Source organism: Nocardiopsis sp. JB363, from assembly GCF_900143625.1.
In the GTDB taxonomy this organism is placed as follows: Bacteria; Actinomycetota; Actinomycetes; order Streptosporangiales; family Streptosporangiaceae; genus Nocardiopsis.
Genome location: NZ_FRFF01000053.1, coordinates 88,623 through 100,986 on the forward strand (window position 1 = coordinate 88,623; position 12,364 = coordinate 100,986).

15 protein-coding genes are annotated in these 12,364 nt (G+C 66.9%); 7 read left to right on the forward strand and 8 right to left on the reverse strand.

All coding sequences use genetic code 11. The annotated features are described in order from the left end of the window. From BQ8420_RS08755 to BQ8420_RS08765, 3 genes are read right to left on the reverse strand one after another with little or no spacing between them, the layout of a single operon-like run. Positions 1 to 270: a helix-turn-helix transcriptional regulator gene (locus BQ8420_RS08755; RefSeq protein WP_087097329.1), complete on the reverse strand. Its 270-nt coding sequence runs from the start codon at positions 268 to 270 to the stop codon at positions 1 to 3. Next, positions 263 to 1,111: an ABC transporter permease gene (locus BQ8420_RS08760; protein ID WP_087097330.1), complete on the reverse strand. Its 849-nt coding sequence runs from the start codon at positions 1,109 to 1,111 to the stop codon at positions 263 to 265. The genes BQ8420_RS08755 and BQ8420_RS08760 overlap by 8 nt, the downstream gene beginning before the upstream one ends. Continuing rightward, positions 1,108 to 2,085, reverse strand: a complete 978-nt coding sequence (locus BQ8420_RS08765) for an ABC transporter ATP-binding protein (RefSeq protein WP_369825486.1) — start codon at positions 2,083 to 2,085, stop codon at positions 1,108 to 1,110. Before BQ8420_RS08765 ends, BQ8420_RS08760 begins: the two co-directional genes overlap by 4 nt. 264 nt (positions 2,086 to 2,349) lie before the next feature. Between BQ8420_RS08765 and BQ8420_RS08770 the strand changes: the two genes are divergently transcribed. After that, on the forward strand, positions 2,350 to 2,793 hold the full coding sequence (locus tag BQ8420_RS08770) for a VOC family protein (protein ID WP_087097332.1): 444 nt from the start codon (positions 2,350 to 2,352) through the stop codon (positions 2,791 to 2,793). A 24-nt stretch (positions 2,794 to 2,817) separates the two neighbouring features. On the opposite strand, the gene BQ8420_RS08775 is transcribed toward BQ8420_RS08770, so the two are convergent. Then, the gene (locus BQ8420_RS08775; protein WP_087097333.1) at positions 2,818 to 3,585 is read right to left on the reverse strand and encodes an alpha/beta fold hydrolase; all 768 of its coding nucleotides are present in this window, start codon (positions 3,583 to 3,585) and stop codon (positions 2,818 to 2,820) included. Between the two features lie 151 nt (positions 3,586 to 3,736). Here BQ8420_RS08775 and BQ8420_RS08780 point away from each other — a divergent pair, with 151 nt between their 5' ends. Then, positions 3,737 to 4,270, forward strand: a complete 534-nt coding sequence (locus BQ8420_RS08780; protein WP_087097334.1) for a DinB family protein — start codon at positions 3,737 to 3,739, stop codon at positions 4,268 to 4,270. Positions 4,271 to 4,644: 374 nt separating this feature from the next. Next, positions 4,645 to 5,445: an SURF1 family protein gene (locus BQ8420_RS08785; protein WP_087097335.1), complete on the forward strand. Its 801-nt coding sequence runs from the start codon at positions 4,645 to 4,647 to the stop codon at positions 5,443 to 5,445. On the opposite strand, the gene BQ8420_RS08790 is transcribed toward BQ8420_RS08785, so the two are convergent. Both BQ8420_RS08790 and BQ8420_RS08795 read right to left on the reverse strand, forming a co-directional pair. Beyond that, complete coding sequence (locus BQ8420_RS08790) at positions 5,421 to 5,855, reverse strand: DUF3817 domain-containing protein (RefSeq protein ID WP_200815858.1); 435 nt, start codon at positions 5,853 to 5,855, stop codon at positions 5,421 to 5,423. The two genes, BQ8420_RS08785 and BQ8420_RS08790, sit on opposite strands and share 25 nt — an antisense overlap. A gap of 116 nt (positions 5,856 to 5,971) precedes the next feature. Further along, entirely contained in the window at positions 5,972 to 7,516 is a 1,545-nt protein-coding gene (locus tag BQ8420_RS08795) for a glycosyltransferase (RefSeq protein ID WP_087097336.1), read from the reverse strand. A gap of 268 nt (positions 7,517 to 7,784) precedes the next feature. Here BQ8420_RS08795 and BQ8420_RS08800 point away from each other — a divergent pair, with 268 nt between their 5' ends. From BQ8420_RS08800 to BQ8420_RS08810, 3 genes are all read left to right on the forward strand, one after another. After that, entirely contained in the window at positions 7,785 to 8,603 is an 819-nt protein-coding gene (locus BQ8420_RS08800) for a WbqC family protein (RefSeq protein WP_087097337.1), read from the forward strand. Positions 8,604 to 8,716: 113 nt separating this feature from the next. Continuing rightward, a complete protein-coding gene (locus BQ8420_RS08805; RefSeq protein ID WP_087097338.1) occupies positions 8,717 to 9,430 on the forward strand; it encodes a PIG-L deacetylase family protein in 714 nt (237 codons plus the stop codon). Between the two features lie 97 nt (positions 9,431 to 9,527). Beyond that, positions 9,528 to 10,511, forward strand: a complete 984-nt coding sequence (locus tag BQ8420_RS08810) for an NAD(P)-dependent oxidoreductase (RefSeq protein WP_087097339.1) — start codon at positions 9,528 to 9,530, stop codon at positions 10,509 to 10,511. Between the two features lie 314 nt (positions 10,512 to 10,825). Here the strand turns inward: BQ8420_RS08810 and BQ8420_RS08815 are convergent, their stop codons facing one another. After that, positions 10,826 to 11,185 carry a DUF202 domain-containing protein gene (locus BQ8420_RS08815; RefSeq protein ID WP_087097340.1) on the reverse strand — a complete coding sequence of 120 codons (360 nt, stop codon included), beginning with the start codon at positions 11,183 to 11,185 and terminating at the stop codon, positions 10,826 to 10,828. Then, a complete protein-coding gene (locus BQ8420_RS08820) occupies positions 11,182 to 11,529 on the reverse strand; it encodes a YidH family protein (RefSeq protein ID WP_087097341.1) in 348 nt (115 codons plus the stop codon). Before BQ8420_RS08820 ends, BQ8420_RS08815 begins: the two co-directional genes overlap by 4 nt. Before the next feature lie 274 nt (positions 11,530 to 11,803). Between BQ8420_RS08820 and trxA the strand changes: the two genes are divergently transcribed. Then, positions 11,804 to 12,175, forward strand: coding sequence for a thioredoxin (gene trxA / locus BQ8420_RS08825; protein ID WP_087097342.1), 372 nt, complete (start codon positions 11,804 to 11,806; stop codon positions 12,173 to 12,175). Positions 12,176 to 12,364 lie beyond the last annotated feature (189 nt).

The window sequence follows — 12,364 nt, forward strand, 5'->3', positions numbered from 1 at the left end:
TCACTGCCCGATGCGGGGGAAGGGTCCGGTGGAGAAGACGACCTCCACCGGGACCTCGAAGTACTTCGCGATGCGCAACGCCAGGTGGAGGCTGGGGCTGTACTCGCCCCGCTCCAGGTAGCCGATGGTCTGGTAGTGCACGCCCAAGGCCTCGGCCAACTGCCGGCGGGAGACACCTCGCTCGGCTCGCAACATCGCGATCCGGTTGTGGATCGTCTCCGTGTTGGCCCCTGCTTTGGCGCGGCGGCCGTTCGTCTTCTCGCTAGGCACGTTTCATCGCTTTCTCTCGGGCCGCTTGGACCCGTGACCCGGACTCGCGCCGTGCCATCCGACGCAGGACCCACTGGGCCACCACGAGTCCGACCAGGGCCCACACTGCCAGAACCCCGGCGACCTGCGGCAACTGCCAGGAGCCCGCGAGTTCGAGGGCGGCGTGCGCCTCGGGCAGCATCGCGGAGCGAACGCCCAGGCCGAGCCAGTAGACGGGGAGGACCTGGCCGATGGTCTGGACCCAACCGGGCAGAAACTCGAAGGAGAGCAACAACCCGGAGATCATGATGATGGCGATGGTGGGCAGCATCGCCAGGGTGACGCCCATGCGCGGATTGGTGATGAGCGAGCCCAGGATCGCACCGATGGGCGCGAGCGCGAGCATCCCCAGCACACAGACCCAGATCAGGGTGACCAGGTCGGTCCAGTCCTGGAAGCCGAAGCCTTCGACGAACAACAACCCCGGAACGACGATCAGGGTCATGGCCGTGATCGACATCGCCGCCACGTGCACGGATTTGGCGACCGTGTACCCCAACAGCCCCCGGGGAACGGCCTTGGCCCGCAGGAGTGTCCCGTCCTCCCGCTCGTTCGCCAAGACCTGGAAGACGGTCGTGATACCCAGCATCACCAGGAAGAAGGCGGCCCCACCACTGAGGACGATCGCCCCGATCGGCTCGCCGTCGCCCAACCCCACGGTGTCGAAGGTGATGGCCATTCCCACGAACAGGATCGGCATGTACAGGTAGCCGAAGAGTTCCTGGCCGCTGCGGAAGGACAGCAGGAACTCGATCCAGCCCCGGGAGAGCCCGGCCCGGACCGCGTTGAGGTCGGCGTTCATCGGATCTCCTTGGTGAACTCGGCCGCGGCACGCTCGGCGTCACCGCTCTCGTACCGCTGGACCATGGCCATGTACACGTCCTCCAGGGACGGCCGGGTGACCCGCAGTTCGGTGACCTCGTCCCCGTGCTCCGTGTACAGCTCCGCCACGTACCGGGCGGGGTTCCCGGTGCTGTGCAGGTACCGCTGCCCGTCGACGGTCCAGGTGACCTCGCTGTCCTGGGCCACCAGGGACGACAGCCGGTCCGGACTGCCGTCGGCGACGATCCGACCCCCGGCCAGGAGGAGGATGCGATCGGCGAGCTTCCCCGCCTCGTCGAGGTCGTGGGTGGTGAGCAGGACCGTGGTGTCCTCCTCGTCGGCGAGCCGGAACACCAGGTCGTGGAAGTCACGACGGGCCTTGGGGTCGAACCCGGCGGTGGGTTCGTCGAGGAAGAGGAGTTCGGGCCGGCCGACGACTCCGATCGCCACGTCCAGACGTCGGCGTTGCCCACCGGAGAGGGCCTTGATCCGTTTTCCGGCGTGCTCGGTGAGGCCGACCAGTTCCAGGATGGTGTCGGTGTCGTGGGGACGTGGGCGTTCGGGCGTGGCGTAGGGGGCGTAGAAGCGGCCGAAGTGGTGGAGCAGGTCGCGAACTCGCCAGGCGCCGTGGTCGCGCCAGGACTGAAGGACCACGCCGATCCGTGAACGCCACGCCTCGTCGCCGTGGTCCGGGTCCGAGCCGAGGACGTCGACCTCGCCGGCGGAGCGACGTCGGAACCCCTCCAGGATCTCGATGGTGGTGGTCTTGCCCGCCCCGTTGGGGCCGAGCAGCGCGACCACCTCACCCCGCCGGGCGGTGAGGTCGACCCCTTTCAGAACCTCGGTCCTGCCGTAGTTCATACGCAGGTCACGAACCCGCAGCACGGTCTCGGCCGGGGTTCCGGTGGCCAGGGCTTCGGCCCTGGCCCGTTCCGGCACCGTCTTACTCGGCACAGAAATCCCCTCCTTCGTATCTCCTCTACTGAAATAGATAGTACGTGTGCTACATAAAATCGAATAGTGACTACTGAGACACGCCCGAACGATCTGTCCTGAAAACAGATGGATCCGGAGGTGAACTCACAGGTCATCGGCGGAGAAATGTAGCGGGTGACCACATCCGGCCACCCCGGATCCGGATACGGACACTCGGTGATCCGTCACGCTCAGACGTGAGAATGGTGCCGACGACCAACCCCGCCACGGCAGGAGGCTCCCATGCGTTGCAGCTACATCAGGCTCCTCGTGAACGACTACGAGGCCTGTTTCCGCTTCTACTCCGACGTCCTCGGCCTGCCCGTCCTGTGGGGTGACGAGGGCAGCCGCTACGCCGAGTTCGACGTGGAGTCGGGGACACGTCTGGCCATCAACCAGCGCGAGGTCATGGCCGAGGCCTTGGAGACCGACACCGCCGACCCCGAACTCCCCCACCAGGACCGACTGGCGGTGATCTTCGAGGTCGACGACGTCGACGAGACCGCCGAACGGCTGGTGACCGCCGGCGCCCGTCAGGTGATGGAGCCGCGCGACTGGACGGCGTGGGGCATCCGGGCGGCGCACTTCCGCGACCCGGACGGCTACCTGTTGGAGGTCAACCGACCACTGATCCCGGTCGTGGCCCTGGAGGACCCGGTGAGGGAGGTGAGCCTGCCCGAGGACTGACGGAGGACTGACGGGCGCACCGCCTCAGGCGACCACGTGTTCCACCAGAAGCTCGTTGATCCGGTCGGCGCGCTCCACTCCGAGAAGGTGCGCGGCCCCGGAGACCACCTCGAACCGGGCGCCTTCGATCCCGTCGGCGAGCCTGCGGCCGTGCCCGGGCGGAAGCAGGGGATCGTGTGCGGCGGAGACGACCATGGTGGGCACCCGCACCCCCGAGACGAGATGGCGCTGGTCCATGGTCTGGATCGCGTCGCAGATCGACGCGTACGCGGTCGGGTCGACCCCGTCGAAGTCCTCGCTGAAGCGGGCCGCGACCTCGGGACGTTCGTCGGTGAGGTCGGGGGTGAACCACGGCAGCACCACGTCGGCGGTGACCGCCTCCATGCCGCCGGTGCGCACCCTGGCCGCGACCCGGTCCCAACGGTGCATGGTGGGCGTGCGCGGCGCCGCCGCCATCAGGGCGATCCGGTCCAGCGTGCGCGGGGAGTTGGCCGCGATCCACAGCAGCAGCGAGGAGCCGAACCCGGCCCCGACCGCCGACACCCGACTGACCCCCAGGTCCTCCAGGACCCCCAGCACGTCCAGGGCCAGGTCCTCGATGCGGCAGGGGCCGTCCGGGGACGGCGAGTGGCCGTGGCCGCGATGGTTGATCCGCAGTACACGGCGGTCGCGGGTGAGTTCGGGCATCTGCGGTTCCCAGACCGACATCTTGGTGCCGAACGGCGGCACGAGCAGCACCACGGGCGCGTGTTCGGGGCCGTCGAGTCGGTACTGGAGCGGAATCAGGGCCATGAATCCTCCGGGTCGCCAGAACGCCAGGCTATCCGTAGTGCTTTCGGCGGTGCCAGAAAAGTCCGGACCTCATCGAAAGTGGAGGCCAGAAACTGACCGCCACGCTTTCTAGTGTCGAGTCCAGCGAGACGGACACGACGAAGGGGTTCCCATGACGGCGACGAGCACCGAGACGACCGGCCGGGTGGACGTGGAGCGAGAAGCACTGTTGGACTTCCTCGCCGCGCAGCGCGAGTTCCTGCTCACCACGCTCAAGGGTCTGGACCAGGAACAGGCCACCACCCGCACGACGAAGAGCGTGCTGCACCTGGCGGGCCTGGTCAAACACGTGAACGGGGCCGAGCGCGGGTGGATCCGGTTCATCGAGGAGGGCCCGGTAGAGGTCGACTACGAGGCCCAGGAGACCTACGACTTCCACGAGAACACCTTCCGGCTGCTCGGCGACGAGACCCTGGAGGGGGTGCTGGCCGACTACGCGGCGACCGCCGAGAACACCGAGAAGTACGTGCGTTCCCTGCCGGACCTGGAGATCTCCCACAAGCTGCCCGCGGCGCCGTGGTTCCCGGAGGGCGCCGAGTGGACCGCGCGGGACGTGCTGCTGCACATGATCCGGGAGACCGCCCAGCACTGTGGCCACGCCGACATCATCCGGGAGTCCCTGGACGGCCAGAAGACCATGGGCTGAGCCGACCGTGTCCCGGGGCGATGGCCCGGACACGACAACGGGGCGGGACCACCGATCGGTGGTCCCGCCCCGGACGAGGTGGCGAGAGTCGCCTCCGCATCCCCCCTCAAAGTACGGAGGCGACCCTCGCCTGGGAAACGGCCTGCGACTCCTCCCCCCTGGAGTCGCCGCCTCAAAGGTCTGCCCGCGGAGCGATCTTGTCGTTCCGCGTTGATAGAAACAGTACCCACCACACCCACGAATAACAACCCTCAGTCACGAACAACTACTTAAAGTGATCGTCATTCCTGGGGTGACGAACTCCCAAGCGGCTGTGGCCATCGTCAACCAGGGGTCACGATCCCCCACTCCGAACCCGCGCATAGCCTGGACAGGTGAGTTCACCTCTCCTCAGCCCACGCTGGCTCGGCATCCACCTCGCAGCCGTGCTCGTGGCCATCGTGTGCGTCGCCGGTACCTACTGGCAGGGCACCCGCGCCTTCGAACCGGACCGCGACGTCATCACCAACCCGGTGGCGGACCTCGCGGACGCCATATCGGTCGACGAGCTCGGCGAGCCCGGCGAGTACCTGCACCCCGACCTCACCGCGAACACCGCGGTCGAGGCGAGCGGGCGCTTCGACACCGACTCCCAGGTCCTGGTGCCCCAGTACATGGACGACGCCGAGGGTTACGCCGTCGTGACCGCCCTCGTCACCGAAGAGGGCGTCGCGATGCCGGTGAACCGCGGCTGGACCGAGGACCCCGACGCCGTGCCGGCGGCTCCCGAGGGCGAGGTCACCGTCACCGGTTGGCTCCAGCCCCCGCAGGAGTCCTCCGAGGGTTTCGTCCCCGTGGGCGCCCCCGAGGAGGGCACCGTGGAGCGGATCGCCCCGTCGGTCCTGGTCGGTGAGTGGGACCAGCGAATCTACGCGGCCTACCTCACCCTCCCCGATCGGGAATCCGCGGTCGACGGACTCACCGCCATGCCGCCCCCGGCGCCACCGACCGGGTTCACCATCAACTGGCGCAGCCTCAGCTACACCGTCCAGTGGGCGATGTTCGGAGTGTCCGCGCTGGTCTTCTGGGTCCTCCTCATGCGCCGCGAACTGCAAGAGGCCCGCACCCGGGAAACGGGCGGGGCCTCAGAGGACGGGGAATCGCAGACGGATCAGGACGTGGGCGCGGGTTCCTGACTCCCGCCCAGGGCGGACGCGGCCGGCTCCTCCTTGGCCCTCTCCGACTTCACGACGCGGTGCTCGACCACGAAACCGAGGATCGGGATGGTGCCCGCGAGCACCACACCGAGGGTGCGACCGGCGCCCCAACGTCGGTCCAGCGCCACCCACAGGACCACCAGCACGTAGAACATGTAGATGTAGCCGTGCGGCATCGCGATGTAGAGCATCAGCGGGGACTCGGGGCCGAACCAGTGCTCCCAGCCATGCGGCGCGGGCGCGAGGGCGAACATCGAGGTCTCGCCGACCAGGTACTTGGCGGGCATAGCGACGAAGGTCAGCCCGATGAGGAAGACACCCGTCACATACGCCAACACCCGGTACAAGCCGAACGACACACGCCTCTTGTCCACTGCCAACACACCCATTCAACGACTTGGCCCGAGGAGGGTCGGGTCCCCTCCCACGAGGCTAAGCGCTGTCCGGCACCCGAGGTGTTCGGGGTGGCCGTGACCGTTCGATCTCACATTCTCGCCACTGGACCTCACTTGTCCTTGGAGACGCGGACGGGGCTGCTCCACCGACCGTCGGACTTGGCCGTCCAGGCCTTCGGGATCATCCGCAGCGAGATGTAGGAGTCCACGACGCGGATCGGGAAGAAGAACAGCCCGTAGAACAGGTACGAGGGCCTGCGCCGGATCATGGTCATCATGCAGGTGAGCATGTAGTCGGGCACCAGCAGACCGATGGCGAGCGCGGTCAGCGGCAGGAAGGCCGTCACCGCGCTGAACGAGTCGGTGAGGAACGGGATCCCGGTGAGCAGGTCACCGGCGAACGTGCCCAACAGCACGAAGACCGCGATGCCCACCGTGACGAGGAACAGCAGCGAGACCAGGACGACCTCGAACACGTACAGCGCCAGGCACAGGCAGAAGAGACTGGGCCACATCTTGTGCCTGCGCAGCGTCTGCCAGAAACCGAGCGTCCAGCGGCCCACCTGCTTGCGGTAGTCGCGGAAGGTGAACGGGTCCTGGCTGAAGGCCTTGGTGTCGGCGTGCATCGAGACCCGGCCGAGGCGTTTGTGGTGCACCTCGAAGGTCATGTTGAAGTCCTCGATCACCAGTCCCGGGGGGTTCACGGTGATCTGCTTGAGCGCGCGACTGCGGTAGACGCTGGCGAAGCCCGGCACGATGAAGGAGACGTTGACGCGCTTCCAGGTCTGACCGAAACGCATGAAGTACTGGAGCATGAAATACAGGCGGTCCCGGTAGGCCGAGATGATCCGCCCGACGATGCTGCGCTCCCAGGGCTTCCACTCGGAGACCACGAAACCGGCCACGGCGGCGACGTCGGGGTCGGCCAGCTGCCGTTTGGCCCCTTCCACGTACCCCGAGTGGAGTTCGGTGTCGGCGTCCAGGATCAGCACACCGTCGTAGTTCTCGGTCAGTGCGAACTCCTCGATGACCGCCTCGATGGCGCCCGCCTTGCCCCGGTTGGTGAGGAGTTCGAGGACGTTCACGCCGGTCTTCGCGGCGATCTCGGCGGTGGAGTCCTTGGAGGAGTCCGAGACCACGTAGATGTCCCAGCGGTTGAACAGGCCCAGCGCAGAGGAGATGGCCGCGTCGATCACCGGTTCCTCGTTGTGCGCCGGGATGATGACGGCGATGGTGATGTCGTCGGGGTCGGTCGCCACGACGTCGCCCCCCGATCGTGTCCGCATCAGGGTTCCTTCGGCGTCGTCGTTGCCACTTGTGGCCACGACGGTTTCGCCGGCGTCACCACCGCCGGCCCCGACGAGCACCTTCTCCCGTTCGCGGCCCCGGGCCACCGCCCGATTCCCCTTGTGGACGGGGTCGCGGCGCAGAGCCGCCCTGGTGCCGTCCTCGGCCAGCCGGAGCAGGCCCATGACGGTCCACAACAGGAGGTTCAGCCCGAAGGCCATCCAGAGGAACACGTAGCCCAGAGCACCCAGCCCTGAGGCCGCCGCCATGCCCGTGGCGAAGTCGAACCAGAAGACGAAGAGTGCGACGGCCAGCACCAGGGCGATCAGCCCGGTCAGCAGGCCACCGATGAATCGCGCGATACGCACAGCCCTAGGACTCCTCCGACAGTTATCGGTTTCGGCCCGACATTAACCCGCAAAGTCGGTGTTAGGTTGACGCCCTACGCGACCGATGGGTTCACCCTGGTTCGCGTCCTATGTAGGCCACGCAAATCGTATACACAGGCTTGCGTGAGGTGGTAACCATTAGAGGATATTTGAGGCGAACCGGCGTCGGTCAACGGCACCGGAATATCCGATACGGCTTAGTAGTCGGAAAAGCGTCGCCTCTAGGTGACCCCCCGAGAGAAGGAGAATGCCCGGCGTGATCGGCGACTCACGTTCCCCATCGCCAGATCCTGCCCGCCCCGACCCCGGCGGCTCCCGGAAGCACACCTCGCTCACCAGTGACGACCCCGGTCGGACGACGGTGGCGATTCACCAACCGCACTATTGGCCCTGGTTGGGGCTTATCGACAAGATAGACCGCTCTGACCGGTTCATCATGCTCGACACGGTCCAGTTCGAACGCCGTGGATGGCAGAACCGAAACTACATAGCGGGGCCGGGCAAGCCGGTCCTGCTGACCGTCCCGGTCGAGCAGTCGAGCAGGGACGAACTCATCCGGGACAAAAAGATCGACAACACCCAGAAATGGAGGATGAAGCACTACAGGGCACTGGCTGAACACTGTTACCGCAAGGCCCCGTACTGGAACGATTACAAAGACGAAATCGCTCACCTGTACGAGACGGAGTGGGATGATCTCGCAGATCTGTCCATCGCGACCACGCGCATGCTGATGCGCGGTTTCGGTATCGACACACCGATTCTGCGCGCCAAGGATCTGGGGGATTTCCCCGGGTCGAAGAGCGAGCTGCTCGCACAGATCTGCGCGAAGGCCGGAGCCGACACCCTGCTCGCCGGTGAAGGATCCAGGGGCTACATGGATCCCGAGATCACGGGCCACTACGGAGTGGACATCGAGTGGCAGGACTTCCGACATCCCGAGTACCCGCAACGCACTCGTAAGGGCACCGAACCGTTCGTCCCCCGCCTGGCGGCGATCGATCTCCTACTCAACGCCGGACCGGAATCGCCGCAGATACTCCGACAGGCACGAACCCGGGACTGACCCACGGGTCGGCACATCGGGTCACCGCCCTCCCGGACCACGCGGCTCAAGGCCGAGAACGGACCGGGTAACCACCGATCGCCCCCACATTCGGCAAAGGACGGGAAACCGACATGACGATGGACTGGTCACAGGAACGTCTCCTGGTCTACTCCCCCCATCCTGACGACGAGACCCTCGGCTGCGGCGGCCTGATGAACAAGGCCAAGCGCGCGGGCGCGGAGGTCTACGTTCAGTTCATAACCGTCGGCGACACCGCGGACCAGTCCCCGAAGGGCTTCTCGACGGCACAGGAGCGCCACACCGAGATCAAGAGGGCCTCCGAACACTTCCACTGGGACGACTGGCACATGGCCCTGCCGGGTGACGCACACCACCTGAGGCTCGACGGCATCCCCCGGGTGGACCTGGCCCAGCTCGTCGAACAGGAGAGCCCGCTGTCGATCGCGCGGCTCCGACCCACCGTGGTGCTCATCCCGCACCGCACCAGCTACAACCAGGACCACCAGGCGACCGCCGAGGCCGTCCACACCGCGCTGCGCCCCTCCAACAACCGACTGCGCCATCACCCGAGGCTAGTGATGGCCTACGAGGAAGCGGCCGATCAGTGGCGGACCGAACCGGTGGAGGCGCCCAACCTCATCGTCGAACTGGAGGAGGAGGACCTGTTGACCAAGCTCCAAGGCATGGAGCTGTACGGATCGCAGAGCCACGAGCACCCGCACACCCGTTCCGAACTCACCCTGCGCAGCCTCGCCGTCCTCAGAGGCATGCAGGCCGGGGTGGCCCTCGGCGAGGGCTACCACGTGCTGCGGCACCTGGCCTGAGCGCGTCGGGAGGCACCAGAGCTCCCCCACCCGTCCCGAGAACACCCATCCCCGCGAAAAAGCGAAACCGATCAACACCCGCTGTGGAGGGGAAACCATGAAGGCTGTCATCACCGGCGGAGCCGGGTTCATCGGCTCGCACCTGAGCGATCACCTGGTCGCCCAGGGACACGAGGTCATCGTGCTCGACGACCTTTCGACCGGATCACTGTCCAACCTGTCCCAGTTGCAGAACTCACCGGCGTTCCATTTCGTCCAGGGCGACATCCTGGACCGGGAACTGGTAGACGAACTCGTCGCGGAGGCGGACACCGTGTTCCACCTCGCCGCCGCCGTGGGTGTCTACAACATCGTCGACAAGCCGCTCCAGTCCCTGCGCACCAACCTGCACGGGACGGAGACCGTCGTGGAGGCCGCGGTCCGGCACCGCGTTCCCTACATGGTCGCCTCGACCAGTGAGGTCTACGGCAAGAACGACGCCAACGGCCTCAAGGAGAACGACGACCGGATCTACGGCTCCCCCATCAAGAGCCGCTGGTCCTACGCCGCCGCCAAGGGCCTGGACGAACTGGTCGCGCACGTCTACGGCAAGGAGTCCGGCGTCCCGTGCGTCATCACCAGGTTCTTCAATGTGGTGGGGCCTCGGCAGACGGGACAGTACGGCATGGTCGTCCCGCGCTTCGTCGACCAGGCCCTGGACGACGCGCCGATCACCGTGTACGGCACGGGTACACAGCGGCGCTGCTTCGGCTCGGTCTTCGACGTGGTGCCGACCCTGACCCGGCTCTTGGAGACCCCGGAGGCCTATAACCAGGCGGTCAACCTGGGCGGGCACGAGGAGGTATCGATCAAGGGCTTGGCCGACCGGGTCGTGGAACTGACCGGTTCGCGCAGTGAGATCACCTACATGGACTACGAACAGGCCTACGGTGAGGGATACGAGGACATGCAACGCCGCTACCCCGACACCTCGTTGGCCGCGCGGCTGATCGGCTACGAGCCGACCAGGGACCTGAACACGATCATCGACTCCATCGTCGAACACCGTCGTTCGACCGAGGTCCTGCCGCAGCCCGCTTAGCGCCAGAGGAGTCGCATTCGGGTGCCCCGCCGTCCGAACCCGGTCTCCCACCCGATCAGAACACAGCCACGAGCGGGCACGAGGCCAGGCCCCCGCCTCACCAACGGCCACCACCCCACACCCGACCCGAGCCCCATTCGTCAGGGAAGGGTCGCCGTCCCCGGCGGCATCGGGGAGTTCCGCGGGAACCACCCCACCGCCCTTCGGTACGCGAGACCGCGACCGGCCCGCCCGTCACAGGGCATGAGACGTCTCCGCCCGCGACAGGGCATCGACCCGACCCGCACCGACACCCGCCGGCGGGGAACGCCCGTTCAGGGCATGATCACCGTCGCCGCCACAGCCACCGCCAGTGCGAGCACACTGGTGCTCAACAGGACCAGGGCCCAGGGACGCGCCACGCTCAGCGGGGGCCCGGAACGACCCTCTTCCCTTAGGCCGTGGGCGGTCCTTCGCCATCTCAGCCACAGGTGCAGTCCAAGGCCGGCCCCCACCAACAGGGTCAGGGCCACGACAGCCACCCTGAGCGGCGCCGGGACCTCGGGGACCACGGCGGTTCCGGGCACCAACGGTCCGCGCAGGTACAGCAGCCCCACGAGGACCACCAGGATGAGTGTGCGCTGCCAGGACAACAGCGTGCGCTCCGGTTGGAGCCCCGGGTCCCGCCCGCTCACAGCAGGTTCCCCAGCAGGACCGCCAGGCACACCAGCCCCACCACGAACGTGGTGATCAGGGGCAGGGCGCTCATCGGCAGGGTGTCACCACGGCGCATGATGCGCTGTACACGGAACCAGCGCACCGGTGCGTACACCGTCACCACCCCGGCGATCAGGGCCAGGAGCAGCCCCACGGCGGTACGCGGGGTCTCGGACCAGCCCAGCGGGAGCAGGTGCAGGACGGCGACGGCCCCGGCCAGCAGCGCCAACGCGGTACGGATCCAGGCCAGGAAGGTGCGCTCGTTGGCCAGGGTGAACCGATAGTCGACGGCCTCGTCGCCCTCGGGTTCTCCCATGCTCATCCGTCCCCCATTTCGCGCGTTCGGCCCACGACCCGAGATCACGGTCACCACAATGAACCAGTGCCCCGCACGGTGACACTAACCCCCGAGAGGCTTGCCTCCCAAACCGGTATGAAACACGTGTTGAGTCGGAAATCAGCAGGCCATCAGGGTGCTCGGAGGTCTCCCGCAGGCATGCGGAACAAACAAGCGGGCACGACCGCTGTAGGACCCAGGAGGATGGCAGTTGGCCACCGGTCGACACCAACAAGACGAACGAAGAGCAGGAGACCACGTGTCCACCGTCGAACTCACCAAAGACAACTTCGCCGAGACGCTGAAGGACAACAGCTTCGTTCTCATCGACTTCTGGGCGGACTGGTGCGGCCCCTGCCGACAGTTCGCCCCGGTGTTCGAGAGCTCCTCGGACAAGCACGGCGACATCGTGCACGCCAAGGTCGACACCGAGGCCCAGCGTGAGCTGGCGTTCGAATTCAAGATCCAGTCCATCCCGACCCTGATGATCGTGCGCGACCAGACGGTCATCTACAACGAGCCGGGCGCGCTCCCCTCCGAGGCCTTGGAGAGCCTGATCACCCAGGCCCGGGAGCTCGACATGGACGAGGTCAAGGAGAAGGTCGCCGAGCAGGGCGAGTCCCAGCAGTAGGGCGTTCCCTGACGCAGGCTTCCGGCCGCCCACGCGACCGTCCCTCGGACGGCGGGGGCGGCCGTCGCACGTCCGGGGCCGGAAACCGACGTCATCACCGCATCCCCGCACGTGATCGCACGCGCGCGGGGCTCCGTCCTCGGTGACCGGACGTGGCCTGTCCCCTGTTCCCCCTGATCCCCCCGATCC